The following is an 18,627-nucleotide window of genomic DNA, read 5'->3' on the forward strand; positions in this document are numbered from 1 at the left end:
GACTATGGCCAGCGCGGCCACGACACTCCGGGGCAGGGCGTGCGTCACCGGAATCGGAACGACTGAATACACCCGCGGCAAGGGATCGATGGTCTCGAACTTGCTGCTTTTGTTGCGCGCGTCAGTGGCGGCGATCAACGATGCCGGGCTGCTGCCCACAGAGATCGACGGAATCATAGCTCCGATTACTGGCGGATCAGTGCGCGAACTCGCGGCGAATCTGGGAACGACAGACCTGCGCTTCTCGGGAAAGATTGACAACGGTGGTGCCAGCGCGGTTTCCGCGCTGCGGATGGCCGGGTTGGCCGTAGCCACTGGAGCGGCCCGCCACGTTCTGGTGCCGGTCGGGTGGAATGGATACTCATCCTTTCGTGCACGCGAGGCAGAGGAACTCGGCATCCTTCCAGGCGCTGTGGCCCGGGACTACTACATGCCCACCGGGGCCACGGCGCCGCCGCAGTGGTTTGCGATGCTTGCTCGAAGACACATGCACGACTATGCCTTGCGCTCTGAGGCACTCGGTGAGATCGCGGTCGCATTCCGCGCGCACGCGCAGCTCAACCCGCAAGCCGTCATGCGCGGAAAGCCGATGACGCTCGACGATTACTTGGCGGCGCCTATCATTTCCGATCCCTACCGACTACTGGACTGCAGCCTCGAAACCGACGGTGCCGCAGCCATCGTCGTTAGCGCCCGCGAACGCGCAGAAGATCTCCCGTCGCGGCCGGTTCATATAGCCGGTGCGGCCGAGGGCCACCCCTTCCCGGCTGACTGTTACCTCAACCGATCCGACACACATCATATCGGTCTACACACGGCGGCACCCGAGGCGTTCGCCATGGCGGAACTGACACCCAAAGACGTGGATTTCGCTGAGATCTATGACTGTTTCACCTTCGAGGCATTGCAACAGATCGAGGCCGCGGGGTTCTGTCCCGCAGGAGAAGGCCAAGATTTCATCGCCGACGGCGCGATCCGCCTCGGGGGCGCACTTCCGGTCAACACACACGGCGGACTTCTTTCGGAAGCGCACATTCTCGGGATGAATCACATCGTCGAGGCCATACGCCAACTCCGTGGCGACGCTGGCGATCGGCAAGTCGACGATGCCCAGGTGGGTATCGTGACTGGTTTCGGCGATTTCGGTGAGGGCAGTATTGCCGTACTTACACGGAGTGCACCATGACTGTCGAACAGGTCGCCGTTGGCCGTCCACTGCCTGAATTGCATGGTTTGACAAAGCAATTCTATGCCGCGCTGGGCGAAGGCAGACTCGATTTCCAGCGCTGCACGACGTGTCAGCGGTGGCAGTTTCCTCCCCGCGAGATGTGCCCGCGATGCACCACCGAGACTCTGGCATGGGAAGCGTCACCTCAGACTGGTGTGGTCTTCACTTACACCGTCGTCCATAGGCCCTTGCATCCGGCTTTCGCTGCTGTTCCGTATGTCGTTGTCGGCGTGCAGTTCGATTCTGGCCCAAGGCTGATGGGTCGCCTGATCGGTGTGAGCGTCGACGAGGTGGAAATCGGGATGCCCATCAGGCTGGCAACCAGAATCGACTCCGACGGCGTTCCCCAGATCGAGTTCGAAAGGACCTCGCGATGACACCCCGTCATTGGGCCGGCCCGCTAGACCGGGGATCGTCATGGAGGGGCTGACAGTAGCGGACGTATGCCGACACTATGGCCGAAGCAGCCGCACCGCTGATCGATCGGCGCTCGTGCTCGCCAACGGGAGTGTTGCCTGGAGCCAAATCGATAGGCATTCAACGCACCTGGCCTTGGCCTTGCTCTCGATCGGGCTGGAGCCCGGCGACAAAGTTGCAGTGCTGATGGCCAACGACGGCATCTACTTGGAGGCGATGTACGGGATCGCTAAGGCGGGCCTTGTCATCGTTCCGCTCAACGCGCGATCCGTGGCCCGCGAAATCGCCTATTTCTTGAGCCGATCCGACGCGAAGGCGGTGATCGTCCACTCGTCCCTCACACAGACCTTGGCTGAAGCGCTGCCTGAGCTCGCGCCGCCTCCAGCGTTCGTCTTCGTGGTAGGGGAGGAATCCCAACTCGGTGTCTCGTACGCCGAGTTGATTTCCACAGCAACGGCTTCGGCGGCAGAACTACCTTCCGTCGACCCTGACGACCCTTACTGGCTGTCTTTCACCTCTGGGACCACCGGGCCGCCGAAAGCCGCGTTGGTAACTCACCGCAGGCTGCTCGACACCTGGAACACTTTTGTTCGGGAATTCGAATTGACGAGTCGCGACAAGATTCTGCTGGCGGCCCCGATCTACGCGGGTATTGGCTTCAACTTCGCGCTTGCCGCCCTCTACGGAGGGGGGCAGCTGGTGATGCAGCCGGCATTTGACGCTGCGGCCGCGATCGCTGCGATCGATGAGCACCAGGTGACGATGCTGCCCATGGTGCCCACGATGTACGAGTCGATGATGAATCACCCTGCGGCAACTGACGCCGACCTAAGCTCGGTCCGGGTCGTGCTCTCACTTGGGTCTCCCCTGCTCAATAACACCAAGAAAGGGCTTCTTGCGCTCTTTCCACACGGGGGAATCTATGAATTCTACGGGTCCACCGAACTGGGTGCCACCGCGCTGATCCACCCCGTTGATCAGCTACGCAAGGATCGTTCCGTCGGTCAAGCAGTGATGGGAGTGCAAATCAGGCTGCTCGACGAGGACGGCAACGACGTTCCCGTCGGCGAAATCGGCGAGATCTACAAACGTGGCCTAACCATGGGCAGTGCCTATTACCGCAACCCACAAGAGACCGCGTCCATGCACCGTGGGGAGTGGATAACGTCCGGCGACATGGGCCGCTTCGACGACGAAGGCTATCTCTACGTCGTCGATCGTAAGAAGGACATGATCGTCAGCGGCGGATTCAACGTCTATCCCGCGGAGGTTGAGGACGTAATCGCCGCGATGGCCGGGGTGCGCGGGGTTGCAGTGATCGGTGCACCCGACAGTCATTGGGGTGAAATCGTTTGCGCGGTAGTCGTTCTCGATGATGGCGTCACCGCAGAAGACGTCTCAGGGCACGTTAGTCGGGAACTGAGTGACTACAAGCGCCCCAAGCGTTACGTCACTGTTGAGTCGTTGCCTCTGAGCGCAGCCGGAAAAGTTCTCAAGACCACGTTACGTCAGCAACTCGCAAGCGACGATAGCTAGGTAGTGGCGTCCAATCCCCCGCATGAACGTCGCAGACGCACAGCAGTTTTAACAAACAAGGATAGGAAATTGGATGATGACTGGAGATAAAACCAGCGAGTATCACACGATCCTGACCTCGGTTCGCGATGGCGTTGCGGAACTGAGATTCAACCGCCCAGAACATATGAACGCGTTGAACTCTGAGCTATTCGGCGAAGCGATCGACTGCCTGAGTGGCTGGAGTCGCGACCCATCAGTGGCTGTGATCGTACTGACCGGTGGCAACACCGCGTTCGCAGCCGGACTCGACCTCGATGAGCTCGTCCATCACAACGCTGACGACCAGGATCTGTACAACGAGACCACCTACGCGTTCTATAAAATGATCTTCGAGTACCCCAAGCCCACGATTGCTTCCATCGCAGGGCCGGCGATCGGCGGCGGCGCTGACATCGTCGGCTTCTGCGATATCCGGATCGGTGCGACCAGTTCGATCTACTCGTGGCCGCAGGTCAAATTCGGGATGACCACCTTCATCGATCCTCTGTCGAGCATCGTGGGGCTTGGACAGGCCAAGCGCTTGCTGTTCACCGGGGAGACGATCGACGCCGCCGAAGCGTCGCGGATCGGACTATTAGAGTTGCTGGTTGCCGACGATGCACTCGACGCTCGGACCCAGAAATTGGCCCGTGCGATCGCGCGCAACGGCATCAAGACGTTACGCGTGTTCAAGGAACAAGCGTTGCGCAGCCCGGCGATGGACCCGTTGGCCGGTTTCGTTTATGCGCACGCGTTGTACCGAGATGTGTCCCGCGATGCGCAGGTGCAGGCCAATATCCGGGACATGGCGGACAGGCTGAAAGCTAAGACCTCGTGAAGCGGGCGACGTCATGATCGTCACAGTGAGCGGCAAGGCACCCGCCGTGGTCTCACTGAGGGACCCCCAGACGTTCACAGAGTTTCACATCGTCGCGGTAGGAGACCGAAATGCCGAAGCATTGTCCGCAGCGTTGGAGTCTGCTGACGTGGGGTTTGCGTCTGGTCCCGACCAGGCCTATATCACTGCCGCCGCAGTGATCAGGCTCGTAGGGCCGGCCTCAGAGACACCCGATTGGCAGCGTCAATTCGACCAGATGGTCGAGTACGCGACCACCAGGGGATGGTATGACACCGCTTCGGGTGCGATAGCGGCGCACGTCGAGTGGCGCGCGCGGGATTCGGAGCTTCCTAACGAATTCGAATCGCAGAACTAAAAAGAGGGTTCGCCAAGATGCGGTCGACCGGCGCAACAACGAATAGCCGATTGGTTAGTGATATGCCAGAGAGACCTACGGCCAGGCCAACTCACGTTATGTGCGCGACACCCCCCGGCGTTTCTTTGACGATGTTGTGAACGGTATTTGATTTGCACACCAATCGAATGGCCGGTCGATCGGTGGAGCTCTGGTCCATTCGTAACTGAGGTCAGCTCCACGGCCGACTGGATGAAGGTGAAGGTCCACCCATGCGTATCGAGATCCCCTCAATTCTGCCTTGGCAACCCGGGACCTCCCTCGGTCCCCAGCAACCGCCCGTGGAAATGGTCATGCCGCACACCGCACAGGTGGTGTGCACTATTGCGGTGGCGGTTGTCTCAGTGCTCGCGGTGATCGCGGTTTCGCTGGCTTGGCGGCGCACGAGATCCTCGGTCTACCCGTTGATCATGCTGGGCGGCCTCGCCTGCGTATTCAACGAGCCGATTGTCGATCTGCTTGGGTTGTGCTGGCATCCACGGACGGGGCAATGGCGGTTATTCGAGACATTCGGTCGGCCGATCCCAGTTTGGGCGGCGCTGGGCTACATGCTCGTGTTCGGCATCATGAGTGCCGTTCTGTTCGGGCTGCTGAGCCGTGGCGCAGGCTATCGGCGGTTGTGGGCTGGAGTGGTCGTGTTCTGGTTGGTCGACCTCGCCGTCGAACTGCCCCTCTTGCGGCAGGGCATTTACATCTACTACGGGGACCAACCGTTGCGTGTCGGTGGGTTTCCGCTCACGTGGCTGCTGATCAATGGTCTCGGTGGACTGCTCATCGCTGTCGGGATCGCGCGACTACCTGGCCTGTTTGGGGGCCGTCGGCGGTGGTTGATCGTGCCGTTCATGCCGGCCATGCAACTGCTGGCCGCATCAATTGCGATCCCTGCGTTCTCGGTCCTCAACGCGGATGTCTCGAGCGGCTGGCGATGGGTCGGCGTGCTCGCCACTGCCGTGATCGGCGTAGCGCTGATAGACGGTCTGATCCGCTTCGCGGTCAGCGGCCGGGAACTGATTGCGGTGCCCGTCCGAGCCGCTCAGGCGCTCCAGCCGGAGGTCACCAGTGCGCGCTGACGTCGAATTCGACCATTATCTGCTCAGTGCGGCAGCCGATCCGCATCCTGAAGTAGCCCGGCTGCGTGAACAGTGCCCCGTCGCCCACACCGACGCTCACGACGGTTATTGGGTGCTGTCGACGTATGACAACGTGTGGGCGGCGGCGCTAGACACCGCAACGTTCTCTTCGTCGTCCGGCGCCTCGATTCCCCCGTCGGGGCTTGGGATTCCATTGATTCCCCTCGAGGTCGATCCGCCGCGACACACCGGCTACCGCCGGGTGTTGGGTCGCTACCTGCTCTCGAAGGCCCTGGCCAGATTTGAGGAACCGATCCGGGCGCACGTCCGTGGCGCGATCGACACATTTGCCCCGAAGGGCAGCTGCGACATCTCGACCGAACTGCTGTTCCCGATGGCGACCTACGCACTAGGCCTGGTGTTCGGTCTGCCAGCCGAGCGCGGTCCAGAACTTGAGCAAATCGCGACCAGTTTGATCCGGCTCGGCGATACCAGCGCGGCGATGCGCCTCTACACGGTCTTCGCCGAGGTCATCGCTGACCGTAAGGCCAATCCGGCCGACGACCTGCCCAGCGGGTTGGTGTCATCGACGGTTGGAGGCGTCGCGCTGACCGACGAAGAGATCGTGCTGTGCTGTTTCACGATTTTCGGCGCGGGCCTGGAGACAGTAGCCAGTGCCGGGGCGCACATGCTGGCAATCCTGGCTGAGCACCCCGCCGACCGCGAGGTCCTGTGCGCCGAGCCGACGCGCATCCCGCAGGCCGTCGAGGAGCTGCTTCGGCTGGTCAGCCCCCTGCCGGCGATGTCACGAACAGCCACCAAGGACGTTGTCGTAGGTGATCACCAGATCAGCGCCGGCGAACGCGTCTTACTAATGTGGATCGCCGCCAACCGCGACCCCGAAGTCTTCGCGGACCCGGGTCGACTCAACTTCGACCGGGACAAGGCCAGCGTCGCGTTTGGCGTTGGACCCCACCGATGCATCGGTGCGCATCTGGCACGCCTCGAGCTACGCATCATGCTCGAGGAGCTACTAAACACAATGCCCGATTACCGAATTACCGATCCCGACCAAGTGGTGCGGTTCGCCGGAGCTGCCCGCGGGGTGGCGTCCATGCCGATTTCTTTCACTGCGTCCTCACCGTCGAGGGGGAGATGAGAGTTTATGCCGGGATGGACCCCGCGTTGCCGCTGCGGGAAGTGGCCACCTACACGCGGCGGGTTGAGGCACTCGGATTCGACGGCATCCGCATTCCGGAATCCATCCATGACGCGTTGATGGTGGCCACGTTGGTGGTCGAACATAGCGTGAAACTGCAAGTAGGAACCGGGGTGATGTTGGCGTTTCCCCGCAGCCCGATGGTCGTGGCTCTAGCCGCGTGGGATCTGCAAGCTCTCTCGGGAGGGCGGTTCGTATTGGGGCTAGGGTCCCAGGTGCGCGGCAACATGATCGGTCGATTCAGCGGATCCTGGGCCCCACCGGTGCCGCGCATGCGGGACTACATCGCGTCGCTGCGCGCCATCTGGGCGGCCTTCCAAAGTGGATCACCGCTCACACACCGCAGCGAGCACTACACATTCACCCGACTCCAACCGCTCTTCAATCCGGGACCGATCGAATTTCCACACATCCCCATCGCCCTGGGCGCGGTGAACCCAGGGATGTGCCGGCTGGCTGGCGGATCCGTTGAGGAACTCATCACCCATCCGACGAACTCCAGTAGGGACTACCTGCAAAAGGTCGTGTTGCCAAGCTTGCGGGAGGGCAGCGCCGACGCCGTGGCCGCCTCGGTGTCGCTTACCGCGATGGTGCCATTGATAACCGCGTCCAGTCTGCAGCAACTCGACCTGGAACGGGGCCGGCAGCGGCGGCTATTTGCCCAGCTGTTTTCCACTCCGAATTACGGGTTCACGCTGAAGGCACTCGGATGGCAAGAAGTCGGTGAGCGGCTGCACCAGCTCAGCAAGCGGGGTTGCTGGGCGGAAATGGAGGCACTGATCACCGACGAGATGCTGGATGCGATCGCACCTGCCGCCCTGCACGACGAGATCGCAGATGCCCTGCTGCACCGCTACGTCAATACGGCCGATGCTCTTCTGTTGATGCCGCCTGACACACCGATTCATGATGATGCGCTGCGCGCCGTAATCGCAGCGCTGCGCGCAGGCTGACTTCTCGGCATCCGGGGTCACGGCGGCACGGTCGAGGTGCCAACCAGCCACGTCGGGTAATAGCCGGAGTTCGTCGGCGGCGTTTCGAGGAACCGCATAGCCCGGCTCGGCGAGGATCTGCGCCTGGCTATCTCGAACGGTCTCGATTGTCGGTTCGCGCAGGACGGCGCCTGGTCCAATCGCGGTGAAGGCGCGGGCGACGGGGCCGCCGAACGCGCTGAGGATTTCCCCGTTCAATGCGCAGGTCTCATGAATGAGCCACACCGCCACCGGGGCGACCAGCGCGGGGTCCAAGCGATCGGCATAGGGGCCGAGTAGCGACTCTGTCGTCGCTGTGCGGGCCACTGGCGCTAACACATTGGCGGTGATTCCTTGCCGGCCTCGCTCGGATCACGGGCGCTCTCCGCACCAGAAGACGTCACCAGATCCACGCGGAGTTTCTGGACTGCGAGCCCTCGACGTCGGCTACTGCAGTGTGACGATCGAACTCTGAAGGGTGCGCGAGTTCGGGGCGTCGACGAGCCAGCCGAGTCTCGCCGGGGTGACCGCGTTCGTTGAGGAAGTGACCCTAGGTTTGGTCGGGGGAGTGGGCCATCGAGGAACGCATGCTGACCCGGCTGGTGAGCGCGACGCGGCGATGGTATCCGTACACTCTTTCATAATTTACAACTTACAAGAACAGATAATTGTAAAATTCTGTGAGTTGCAGGCCGTGGTCGGGCCTCGCCATGATCGACAGGAGACAATATGGCTCGCCGACGGGGCGGCACTGGGCTCAGTCTCGTCGCCGACGAGGCGCGGCAGCAGATTCTAGGCGCGGCTGAGCAGGTCATTCTGAGGTACGGCGTCGACAAGACCACGATGGACGATATCGGCAGGGCAGTTGGCGTATCTCGACCGACGGTCTACCGGTACTTCGGCGACCGCGACGCGTTGTTGGGTGCCCTCATCGAGCGACGGGCGCGGATGCTGTTCGAACGCGCCCGCATTTTCATCGCCAGTCACGACACATTTGCCGAGCAGCTTGTCGAGGGCTTGATCTATCTGGTCGACCACGGACGCCGGGATCCGATCGTCCGCATCCTGGTCAGCCCTGAACATGTGGAACTGGCCGGAGGGGTCGGCTTGGCGGCTGCGCTGACCGGCGAGATGTGGGCGCCGATCCTTCAGGCGGCAGCCGAACGCGGCGAGATTCGCGATGATCTCGCGATGACCGATATCACGGAATGGTTGGCCTTGGTTCAGCTCATCCTCGTCGGCCGTCTCGATTTTTCACGGGTCGACGACCCAGGCCACCGCACTCTGTTGCGTTCGTTCGTGCTGCCGGCGTTCCTGCCTGCCGGAGTCAGCGCACCCGCGGTGTAAGGGCGAGGCGGCTAAATCTTCCATTATCGAGGCGATTCGAATCGTGATAGAGGTCATCTACGACCACCCGACGATGCTGCCGTGATCGACGGGACCGGATCCCGATTCTGATCGATTCGGATTGGCCCGGTCCTGAAGAACATCGCGATGGTGACTGGGCTCGCGATGACCAATGCGAAGGCTCGACGTCAATTCGACTGCCGTATGCCTATCTGTGTTCGCCCCAACCTCGGCGTGGTTTGCGTGGGTCGGGTCGTTGACGCCATTCGTGCTCGAGGTGGTGTCCTGGATCAGGCAATTGCCGTCGGTCGTCGCGAATACCGGCCGAACGGGCGACACGGGACTCGGCCGGCCCTGGTCAGCTCCGGAGCTGCCGCGATTGTGTTCTCTGGGAGTGCCTCAAGCCGACGTGGGGTGACCCTTGTATCTGGGCATCAGGTTGTTAGCGCTGCCCGTGGCGACGACAGTGTTAATCTTTGCGGCGCCGATCGGGGCCCAGCACACCTGGTGTTTGGGTGCTTGGTTACGGTGTGGTTCCATGGTGGGCCCGTGGCAACCTTCTGCGTACTGTTCTTCGGTATCTGGCGGGCGTCACGGCCTGCGGCATGTGTGTATTGGTGCTGGTCCTAGTGTGTGACGTTGCGCAACGGCACCCCGTCCCTGGGTCCATCCGGGATTTAGGGGCGCCCGGCCTCTAAAATCGACGTAATGACCGTACCGGGCGCTGGACCGGCACATTCTCCCGTCCAATGAGGTGCTGATGTCAACCGATGCGAATGACGGTCGTGCTTCTCGGTCCAGGGGGCGTCCGAGACTGGAGATCGATCGGGACGCGGTCGCTAACGCGGTGGCCGAGCTGTTCGCCGAAGGTGGCATCGACGCGGTGTCGATCGCCGAGACCGCCGAGAAGCTGGCTGTCTCGCGGGCCACGCTCTACCGCGCCGTGCCCACCAAAGAAGAGCTGCTAGGAATTCTGTTCGAACGCAGCACGCGCGAACTCACCGAGCGCACCGATGCCGTGCTGGCCGCCTCTTCGGAACCCAGCGATCAGCTTGTCGAATTGATCAAGTTGCAGGCCGAAGCAGCGATTCGGATGCGCAGCTATATGCCGGTGTTCTTCGGTGGTGGCGGCCTGCCGTCCGACGTCTTCATGCGGTGGCGAAACTGGAGCCGGCAGTTTGAAAAGCGGTGGTCGGTGGTCGTAATGGCTTGTATGGACGCGGGCGTTCTCGACAAGACCGACCCCGTGGTGGCCACCCGGCTGATCCTCGGCATGATCATCTGGGTGTCCCGCTGGTACCGGCCGAGTGAGAAGATCACGGGCGAGGAGATTGCCGATTCTGCCATCACCTTGTTGCGGCTGCGACTGCCCGAGGTCGAGGCCTGACACCCCGCTCACCAGTCTCCCCGCAGCATGACCGCCTAAAACCGACACCTGGTCTCACTGAGTTAATTCCGGCGCTCTTGATCGATTATCGCACGGCAAGGGATCTCGTCGGAGGATTGCGCGCCGTCCACCCCGCAGAAATATTGAGATCAGCGGGTGCAAAAATGTGGCGACCGGGTCGGGGTCGCGACGTCGTGAAGGTTGGGGTCATGCACACGTCTTATCCGGCGCCCTCGGCAGCGCCTCGGAAATTGGTCCATGCGATCCGCGAAGCTTTGGCAGACGGCAACATCCCCACGCTGCTGATGGTGCTGCGCCACCTGACCGGCAATCCAAAATGACTGCTGAGCCGTATCGGCCGCGGCGCCGCAAACCGCTGACTCCGGCCATGACGGCCTCTTCGACCGCGGTGCGTAGATGTTCGCCGGGGTCGGCGTTTAGCACGGTGACCACCTCGTCGTCATCGCCGATGTCGAAGACCTCAGGCGCGGCGACCATGCACTCACCGTGAAGTTCGCAACGGTCGGTGTGAACGAAGACCCGCATGGGACGTTACGCTCCAGTGATCGTCACCGGAAGCTGATACACGCCGCGGGAATACGCGTCCCGGACGTAGACGATGTCGCCAGCTGGCTCGATGGTCTTGGTCCGCCGCAGCAGCTCTTCGAGAAGTATCTTCATCTCCAGCGACGCGACGTGCTTACCGACAAACTGGTGCCGACCGTGGCCGAAGCTAACGTGAGGGTTCTTTTCCCGCGACAAGTCGAAGGTGTTCGGGTCGGTGAACGCGCGCTCGTCGAAGTTACCCGCGGCAAAATGCATCAGCACCTTGTCGTTCTCCTTGATTTCTTTACCGTGCAACTCGTGGTCGGTGGTCGCCGTACGGACCAGATGGGTGAACGGGGAGGCGATCCGGACGATCTCCTGGATCGCGGAATCGGGTATGTCGTCGGCACGGGCCCGCAACCATGCCATCTGCTCGGGGTTGCGCATCAGCTCGTGCATGCCGTGCGACAGCGCCGTGCGAGTGCTTTCGGCGGCGCCGCCGGCCAGCAACGCAACGTTGCCCCTCAGCTCGTCGTCGGAGGTCACGTCGGCACCGGTCAGGACCAGCTGGGTGATCACGTCGTCATCGGGCTCGCGGCGCTCGAGATCGCCGAACTCGTCGGCGTAGTTGAACAGGTTCACGATCGACAGGACCACCTCGTCGAAAGACGCGGTGATCCTGGTGTCGAACGGTGCGGCGAACTTGTCGACCCACTCGAAGAATTTCGCCCGATCGCCGGCCGGCACACCGAGGACGTCGCCGACCGCCTCCATCGGCATGGCGTTGCCGATATCGTCGACGAAGTTAAAGGTGCCCTTCTCCAGCGCCTCGTCGACGATGTTGACCGCGTACCCGCGGAACTTCTCCTCGAGACAGCGGACAAATCCCGGCGTGAACGCCTTGCTCATCACCGCGCGCTCTTCGCGATGCTTGTCGCCGTCCATCGTGAGCGTGGCCGACTTGCCGCCCGCTTCGGCGTCCAGCGGCGTCACTCGCCACATGTTCACCCCCCCGCGGACGGTGGTGTACAGCTCGGCGTTGCGGTCGACGGCCCAGATGTCGGCGTTGCGGCTCACGACCCAGGCCCGGTCGATGAGCATCGGGTCGTCAAAGTCCTGCAGGAAGCACGGTTCGTTGTCGCGTAACCAGGCGTACTGATCGAGCGGCAGCCCGAAGGTGGTCGGGTCGCCGTTCGCATACGTCTCGGCGTCGAGTACCCGGATGTCGGGCTGCTGTGTGACCGTCATTTCCTGCTCCTCACCGAAGGTGACGCTGACCCGGGTGCATTCCCCAAAACGGAGGTGGCTGGTAGCGCCCTAGACAATATGAGGCAATCAATCTCAATTATTAAAGGACGCTCTTTCCAGAGTCAAGCATGACGGCCTCGCAAGAGGCGCTTTCACCGACTCGAAGGCAGAAGCCCGAATGTCGAGGAGACGACGTCGCGCTGGATCTCGTTGGTGCCGGCATAGATCGTCGGCGCGATGCTGATTCGCAGGTGGTGTTCCATGCCGAATTCGGAGGAGTAGCCGGAGGATCGCGTCCTTGTTCGGAAAATGCCGGTAGATCGCCGAGACGCCGGTGCGCCGACCGCCTTGGTGGTCAATCGGGGCAGAAGGCACCGGTCACACCGGATCCTGGCCGATGATGGCCTTCATGATTTCGGTGTACCCGCCTGCGCGGCTTCGCCTGACTGGTCGCCAGCCATGAGCGGCTGGTCGCGATCTGGATGCGTGAACAGCGTTCGCTGGCAAAGCAATACCGCGACCAGCGCGACCGCAGGCACAAGCGAGTGATCGAACGCTGCGTGAGCTGCCCGCAGCGCTGTCATCCCGGTGCGTCGACAGATGAACTCGTCACCGAGGCTTTTCGGCCGCTGGGCGCGCGCGGCTCCTCACGCGCGGGAACTGCTCGTGGAGCTAGGCCTATGGGGTGCTGGAGACGCTGGGCTAGGCCTTGAGGAAACCGCTGAGTACTTTGTCGAATGCCTCGGGTGCCTCCAGCATCGGGAAGTGCCCGCAGTCGAGTTCGACCATCGTCGAATCCGACAACTGCGATTTCAGCCAGTGTGCGCTCTTGGTCGAGCGCACTCGGTCGGCAGTGCCGTTGATTTGCAGGACAGGCTGCTCCACGTCGGGAATCTCGTCGAGCAGATCGGTTCGCAGCAGCGTGTTGTAGCAGGCGATGGCCGACCACGTCGGCATTCGCAACCAGGTGCTCATCAGCCAGTCGACCACTCGGGGATCCGGTTCGGCCGCGAAGTTCGTCTGGATCAGTTGGTATCTGGCGGCCACCCGGTCGGTCTCTTCAGCCTTGACCATCTGTGCGACGACGTCGTCGGGCGGTGCGCCGAACGGGAAGTCTGCACTTCGGCTGGCCCGCACGGCATTGGAACTGACGAGCACCAGCCGTGAAACGATATGCGGTGCCAGCGCAGCGGTGTGGAACGCCACCTGCCCCCCGAACGAATGGCCGACTATCACCGCCGAGCCGACTCTGAGGGTCGCAAGGACGCTGAGCACGTCAGTACTGAGCCGGTCGATGTCGTAGCCGTGCAGCGGGTGATCGGAGTGGCTGTGGCCGCGTTGCGTAATGCAGACGGTGCGGTAGCCGGCTTCAGTCAGCACCCGCACCTGACGATCCCAGAGTTCATGATCGAGCCCGAAGCCAGAGATGAACACTACCGCGGGACCACTGCCGAGATCCTGAACATGCACGCGCACTTGGTCTTCCACGTTGATCATGGGCATTGGTCGGGGCCACCTCCGTTCGTCAATAATGATACTATTCGTCCTAATATTAAGGAAGGGTTTGCGGATGGGCCCGGAATTCCGTGGCTTGGCGCTGACGGCCCCGCGGTGCCGGGTATGCGAGTTCACATTGGCCGCCCCGAACTGCGCAACCGCTTCGACAAAGCGCTCCAGGTCGAACTCGCCACCGCGCTTCGCCGGCTCAGCGACCACGATGCCGGTTTGGGCAATCGTTCTGGCATCTACCGGGCCGGCGTTCTCGGCGGTGGTGACTTCGCGGTGATGCAGGCGGCTCACGACGACGCGACGATGCTCCGCTATACGGTGGCGTTGGGCCGGGATCTGTTGCACGCCTTTCTCGGTTTGCGCCAGCCGATTATCGGGGGATGAACCGGCGAGCGGTCTCCCGGAAGGCCGGACGGTCGGACGTCAGGTTCGGCTGGAGTGCCAGTGTTGTCACAGTCGTTCGATCACCGTGGCATTGGCCATTCCGCCGGCCTCGCACATCGACTGCAGCCCGTACCGCCCACCGGAGCTCTCCAGCGCGTTGAGCATGGTCGTCAACAGCCGAGCGCCGGATGCACCGAGCGGGTGGCCAAGGGCGATCGCCCCGCCCCGCGGGTTGAGCTTGTCCGGGTCGGCGCCGAAGTGCTGTGCCCAGGCCATGGGCACCGGCGCGAACGCCTCGTTGATCTCGTAGTGATCGATGTCGTCGATCGTCAAGCCGGTACGGCGGAGCACCTTCTCGGTTGCCGGCAGGGGACCGGTCAGCATCATCAGTGGGTCGTCTCCGGCTAGCCCGAAGCCACAGAACCGCGCCCGGGGAACCAGCCCGAGCCGCTCGGCGGTGTCGTCGGACATGATGAGTACCGCCGCCGCGCCGTCGGCCAGCTGGGACGAGTTACCAGCCGTTATCGACCATTCCGTAATATCTGGGAAGCGGGTGGCCATGTCCTCGGTGTAGAACGAGGACTTCAGGGCGCCGAGGCGGTCGACCGTGGTGGCGGCCCGGATCGTCTCGTCGATGGTCACCAGACCCTCTGGCGTGGTGATACCGACGATCTCGGCGCTGAAATCGGCTGCCGCGGCATTGCGGTGCGACCGGGCCGAGAATTCGTCGAGTGCCTCGCGGTCCAGCTTCCAGCGCGCCGCGATTAGTTCGGCCGAAACACCCTGTGGGATAAGCCCGGGAGCGTACCGATTGGCGACCGATGGGCCGTAGGGGTCCATGCCGATGCGGGCGGTGAACATCGGGATCCGGCTCATCGACTCCACCCCGGCCGCGATCACGATGTCGCAGGCGCCTGCGATCACTGCCTGAGCGGCGAAGTCGGCCGCTTGCTGGCTCGACCCGCACGCCCGGTGGACTGCGACCGATGGCACCGTCTCGGGCAACCCGGCCGCTAGCCAGGCCCACCGGCCGATCGGGCCGGACTGCTCGCCGACCTGACTGACGCACCCGGCGATGACATCGTCGACGGTTGCCGGATCGAGCCCGGTCCGCTCGATCAGCGCCCCGATGACCTGCCCGAGCAGCTCGACCGGGTGAACCCCGGACAGTGAGCCGCCGGGCTTACTGTCTTTGGGCGCCTTGCCTTTCCCGATCGGGGAGCGGACGGCGTCGATGATGACGGCCTGTCGGGTCATGGTTTCTCCTTCGGATCAATGCGGTCAAGTCAGGCGTGCTGCGGGGTCGAGATCGCACCGGTATCCCAATGGAACGCTCGGATCTCCGGTACCAGACCGTCGAAGAACCGCCACAGCTCCAACGCTTGATTGGGCACAGGGGCGGTACTTCCCGGGTTGCAGCCAGTCGAAGGTGATCCGGGCGACCACCTCGTCGCCGTCCCCTATCGCGCTGACCAGCTCGAGGTTCCTGGTGCCCGCCGGCGCATCGGTATTAGCCGACGCGGAGAACACCGCACGCCGCCGCCGGGCGCCCTCTACCCGGCCACCGTGCGGCAGTGACGGAGGCCATTCCACCACGGCGTTCTCGACAAATCGGGTCTCGATGTTGTGCACGATCGTTTCGGTATCGGCAGCAGAGAGTGCGCTGTAGAAATCCGCGACGAGCTGGTGCGGGTTGGCCGCTGGTTCAGGCATATTCCCTCGGGCTCGTGGCGATATAATTTTAGAAATTTATCGTCTCACTATTTAAAGGTCAAGCCGGGTTCAGTCGAGCCGAACGGCAGAGGAGCCCCCGGCGACCATCGTGCCCTGGCTGGTCGCGCACCGATTGCCGGTGGCGTCCTCAACCACCACTTCGATGAACTTCATCCGCCTGCCGCCGCCAAGGGGGCTCGCCCGAAACAGCAGTGGGGCCAGTGCTGGCCGGTGGAACTGGATGTGAAGGGAGCCGGTGGCCGGGAGTTGGCCGGGATCGCTGATCCGCATGGCCATCGCGGCCATCGCCTGATCGGCCGCCGCGACGACGATGCCGCCGTTGACCGCGCCGTTGGGGTTGGGCGTCAAGGTTGGTCGCGCCATGCGAAAGCGGGCGACGTCGCGGGTGAACTCCTCGCACTGCAGGCCGAGATCCCCGCAGAACGGCAACGCGTTTGCCCAGGACAGCCAATGCTTATCGGTGTCGCCAGTGGGTAGCCACCAGGGTTCGGGGTGCTCGGCGCGTCTGGGCATGTCCTCAGGTTAGCGGTCGGGATAACGATCGTTGTCACGATAGATAGCTTGTGAGCGTTGACACATACCGCACGAACAGGTAATTATGAGACGAAACGACTTAAAAAATAGGCCGCGCGAAGGAGATCAGGTCATGGGGCTGGCCGAGGGAAAGGCCGCATTCATTTCAGGGGTGGTACGTGGGCAGGGACGTTCCCACGCCATACGCCTCGCCGAAGAGGGTGCCGACATCATTGGGTTCGATATTTGTGCTGACGACGACGCCGTCGAATACCCGCTGGCGACCCCGGCCGATCTCAGCGAGACCAGAGCGCTGATCGAAAATTTGGGCCGCACAGCGTCCTTGGAAATCGCCGACGGCCGTGAGTATGACGTGGTCAAGAGCGTCGCCGCCTCCGGTGTCGCACGGTTCGTGCAGGAATATCCCGACGTAGCGGCCATCATGCAGAATCCGTTCCCGCTGCCCAACGGGCTGCTGGAGCCCGAGGGCGTGACCAACTCAATCCTGCACTTGGTCTCCGATGCGGGCCAGTTCATCACCGGAACCGAGTTCCGCGTCGCCGCCGGGTTCTCCAGCCGGGCCTGAGTACCAACACGATTTGCGCCGATCCGGTAAAACACTGCCGGATCGGCGTGTCGTTGGCGGGCGACTCAATCACAATGAAACGAAAGGCATTACATGAACATTGACGGCGCATCTGCAGTCGTAACGGGCGGGGCATCGGGCTTAGGCCTGGCTACCGTCAAACGACTGCTCGACCATGGTGCACATGTCGTGATTGCGGACCTGCCCACGTCGGCGGGGGAGTCCATAGCCGCTGAGCTCGGGCTGCGCGCGCAGTTCGCTGCCACAGACGTCCGCAGCGCGGACGAGGTCAGCGCGGCGCTGGACCTCGCCGCCCAGGCGGGACCAATTCGTGCGGTCGTGCACTGCGCCGGTCGGGGTGGGCCAGTCCGAGTCGTCGACAAGAACGGCGAACCCGGTTCGCTCGAGCTCTACACCGAGATCGTGACAACGAACCTGATCGGGTCGTTCAACGTGCTTCGGCTTGGGGCTGCACGGATGGTGGGCAACGAACCCCTGGACGGTGACCGCGGGGTCGTGATACTCACCGCATCGGTGGCAGCGTTCGAAGGCCAGATCGGCCAGACTCCCTACGCCTCGTCGAAGGCCGGCGTGGTCGGAATGACCATCGTTGCGGCACGTGACTTGGCGGGCAAGCAGATTCGAGTGAACACCATCGCCCCGGGTACTTTCGACACCCCCTTATTGGCCCGATTGTCCGAAGAGGTGCGGTCCTCGCTCGCCGCGACCGTCCCGCACCCCAGCAGGCTCGGCGATCCCGCTGAGTACGCGCACCTGGCATTGGCTATCATCGAGAACGGCATGCTCAACGGTGAGACCATCCGGCTGGATGGGGCGATCCGGATGGCGCCCCGATGAATGTCGAGATCGCCATCGTCGACAAGGTCGGCGTTCTGGCGATCAATCGGCCCGCTGTGCGCAATGCGATCGACCTCCCCACGGCCGAGGAAATCGCCGCCGCCCTCGATGATTTCGAAGCCCGGTCGGAGATCCGGGCGATCGTCATAACCGGGCGCGGCGGCTTCTTCAGTGCAGGGATGGACCTCAAGGCGCTGACCGCGACCAACCAGCGGCCCATCACGGCCTCCCGGGGTGCCTTCGGGGTGGTCGAGCGGCCGCCGGCCAAACCGATGATCGCCGCAGTCGAGGGGGCCGCGCTTGGGGGAGGCCTGGAGATCGCCCTGGCGGCCGACGTCATCGTCATTGCCGAGAACGCCAGGCTTGGCCTGCCAGAGGTAGCCCGGGGGTTGGTCGCAACGGCCGGTGGCGTATTGCGGCTGCCGAACAGAGTGCCGCGGGCGGTGGCGCTGGAGATGATCATGACGGGTGTGCCGATCTCGGCCCAGCGTGCCTATGAGGTCGGGTTGGTCAACCACGTCGTATCCGAGGGCAGTGTATTGACCAGTGCCGTCGAGCTCGCTCAAACGATTGCCGCCAATGCGCCGATGGCTGTGCGCGCCGCCAAGGCGGTGGCGCTCAATGCCGTTCACTGGAGTGGCTCCGATGGGTTCATGCTGCAGCGTCGGTACACCGATCCGGTGCGCGAATCGGCTGACGCGGCTGAGGGCGCCCGGGCGTTCGTGGAGAAGCGTCCGCCCGTCTGGCAGGATGCCTGAGCGTACGGCGGCAATGCGTCATCTATTCTGCGTCCAGGAGTC

General features: G+C 62.9%; 19 protein-coding genes and 1 pseudogene. 14 read left to right on the top strand and 6 right to left on the bottom strand.

Features of this window, described 5'->3' with window-relative positions:
* Window positions 1–4: 4 nt before the first annotated feature.
* From CG716_RS22785 to CG716_RS31165, 10 genes are all read left to right on the top strand, one after another.
* Window positions 5–1,186, top strand: a complete 1,182-nt coding sequence (locus CG716_RS22785) for a thiolase C-terminal domain-containing protein (protein WP_094483393.1) — start codon at window positions 5–7, stop codon at window positions 1,184–1,186.
* A complete protein-coding gene (locus tag CG716_RS22790) occupies window positions 1,183–1,605 on the top strand; it encodes a Zn-ribbon domain-containing OB-fold protein (protein ID WP_094483394.1) in 423 nt (140 codons plus the stop codon). The genes CG716_RS22785 and CG716_RS22790 overlap by 4 nt, the downstream gene beginning before the upstream one ends.
* 40 nt (window positions 1,606–1,645) lie before the next feature.
* Window positions 1,646–3,181, top strand: coding sequence for a class I adenylate-forming enzyme family protein (locus tag CG716_RS22795; protein ID WP_094483395.1), 1,536 nt, complete (start codon window positions 1,646–1,648; stop codon window positions 3,179–3,181).
* A 73-nt stretch (window positions 3,182–3,254) separates the two neighbouring features.
* Window positions 3,255–4,040 carry an enoyl-CoA hydratase/isomerase family protein gene (locus CG716_RS22800; protein ID WP_094483396.1) on the top strand — a complete coding sequence of 262 codons (786 nt, stop codon included), beginning with the start codon at window positions 3,255–3,257 and terminating at the stop codon, window positions 4,038–4,040.
* Window positions 4,041–4,748: 708 nt separating this feature from the next.
* On the top strand, window positions 4,749–5,525 hold the full coding sequence (locus tag CG716_RS22810) for a hypothetical protein (RefSeq protein WP_133067004.1): 777 nt from the start codon (window positions 4,749–4,751) through the stop codon (window positions 5,523–5,525).
* Window positions 5,515–6,684 (top strand): cytochrome P450, encoded by a 1,170-nt coding sequence (locus CG716_RS22815; RefSeq protein WP_094483399.1) that lies wholly within the window; start codon window positions 5,515–5,517, stop codon window positions 6,682–6,684. Before CG716_RS22810 ends, CG716_RS22815 begins: the two co-directional genes overlap by 11 nt.
* Complete coding sequence (locus CG716_RS22820; RefSeq protein WP_165774262.1) at window positions 6,681–7,697, top strand: TIGR03617 family F420-dependent LLM class oxidoreductase; 1,017 nt, start codon at window positions 6,681–6,683, stop codon at window positions 7,695–7,697. Before CG716_RS22815 ends, CG716_RS22820 begins: the two co-directional genes overlap by 4 nt.
* A 747-nt stretch (window positions 7,698–8,444) precedes the next feature.
* Window positions 8,445–9,062, top strand: coding sequence for a TetR/AcrR family transcriptional regulator (locus CG716_RS22825; RefSeq protein ID WP_094483401.1), 618 nt, complete (start codon window positions 8,445–8,447; stop codon window positions 9,060–9,062).
* 760 nt (window positions 9,063–9,822) lie between these two features.
* Complete coding sequence (locus tag CG716_RS22835; protein ID WP_094483456.1) at window positions 9,823–10,449, top strand: TetR/AcrR family transcriptional regulator; 627 nt, start codon at window positions 9,823–9,825, stop codon at window positions 10,447–10,449.
* Between the two features lie 209 nt (window positions 10,450–10,658).
* Window positions 10,659–10,790, top strand: coding sequence for a hypothetical protein (locus CG716_RS31165; protein ID WP_272938286.1), 132 nt, complete (start codon window positions 10,659–10,661; stop codon window positions 10,788–10,790).
* 64 nt (window positions 10,791–10,854) lie between these two features.
* Here the strand turns inward: CG716_RS31165 and CG716_RS31170 are convergent.
* The 3 genes and pseudogenes from CG716_RS31170 to CG716_RS22855 all read right to left on the bottom strand — a co-directional run.
* Window positions 10,855–10,995 (bottom strand): annotated as a pseudogene (locus CG716_RS31170) (ferredoxin); the annotation flags it as partial.
* 6 nt (window positions 10,996–11,001) lie between these two features.
* Window positions 11,002–12,243 carry a cytochrome P450 gene (locus tag CG716_RS22845; RefSeq protein WP_094483404.1) on the bottom strand — a complete coding sequence of 414 codons (1,242 nt, stop codon included), beginning with the start codon at window positions 12,241–12,243 and terminating at the stop codon, window positions 11,002–11,004.
* Between the two features lie 702 nt (window positions 12,244–12,945).
* Complete coding sequence (locus tag CG716_RS22855) at window positions 12,946–13,746, bottom strand: alpha/beta fold hydrolase (protein ID WP_094483406.1); 801 nt, start codon at window positions 13,744–13,746, stop codon at window positions 12,946–12,948.
* 117 nt (window positions 13,747–13,863) lie between these two features.
* On the opposite strand from CG716_RS22855, the gene CG716_RS22860 reads away from it, so the two are divergent.
* On the top strand, window positions 13,864–14,136 hold the full coding sequence (locus CG716_RS22860; protein WP_094483407.1) for a Clp protease/crotonase-like domain-containing protein: 273 nt from the start codon (window positions 13,864–13,866) through the stop codon (window positions 14,134–14,136).
* Between the two features lie 66 nt (window positions 14,137–14,202).
* On the opposite strand, the gene CG716_RS22865 is transcribed toward CG716_RS22860, so the two are convergent.
* The 3 genes from CG716_RS22865 to CG716_RS22875 form a co-directional block, all read right to left on the bottom strand.
* Complete coding sequence (locus CG716_RS22865) at window positions 14,203–15,393, bottom strand: thiolase family protein (RefSeq protein ID WP_094483408.1); 1,191 nt, start codon at window positions 15,391–15,393, stop codon at window positions 14,203–14,205.
* Between the two features lie 24 nt (window positions 15,394–15,417).
* A complete protein-coding gene (locus CG716_RS22870) occupies window positions 15,418–15,849 on the bottom strand; it encodes a nuclear transport factor 2-like protein (protein ID WP_094483409.1) in 432 nt (143 codons plus the stop codon).
* 69 nt (window positions 15,850–15,918) lie between these two features.
* Window positions 15,919–16,383, bottom strand: coding sequence for a PaaI family thioesterase (locus CG716_RS22875; protein ID WP_094483410.1), 465 nt, complete (start codon window positions 16,381–16,383; stop codon window positions 15,919–15,921).
* Window positions 16,384–16,516: 133 nt separating this feature from the next.
* On the opposite strand from CG716_RS22875, the gene CG716_RS22880 reads away from it, so the two are divergent.
* The 3 genes from CG716_RS22880 (at window position 16,517) to CG716_RS22890 (ending at window position 18,585) form a co-directional block, all read left to right on the top strand.
* A complete protein-coding gene (locus CG716_RS22880) occupies window positions 16,517–16,969 on the top strand; it encodes a Rossmann-fold NAD(P)-binding domain-containing protein (protein WP_094483411.1) in 453 nt (150 codons plus the stop codon).
* Window positions 16,970–17,062: 93 nt separating this feature from the next.
* Window positions 17,063–17,827 carry an SDR family NAD(P)-dependent oxidoreductase gene (locus tag CG716_RS22885; RefSeq protein ID WP_094483412.1) on the top strand — a complete coding sequence of 255 codons (765 nt, stop codon included), beginning with the start codon at window positions 17,063–17,065 and terminating at the stop codon, window positions 17,825–17,827.
* Window positions 17,824–18,585 carry a crotonase/enoyl-CoA hydratase family protein gene (locus CG716_RS22890; protein ID WP_094483413.1) on the top strand — a complete coding sequence of 254 codons (762 nt, stop codon included), beginning with the start codon at window positions 17,824–17,826 and terminating at the stop codon, window positions 18,583–18,585. Before CG716_RS22885 ends, CG716_RS22890 begins: the two co-directional genes overlap by 4 nt.
* Window positions 18,586–18,627 lie beyond the last annotated feature (42 nt).

This window comes from Mycolicibacterium sphagni (assembly GCF_002250655.1).
GTDB classification, from domain to species: Bacteria; Actinomycetota; Actinomycetes; order Mycobacteriales; family Mycobacteriaceae; genus Mycobacterium; species Mycobacterium sphagni.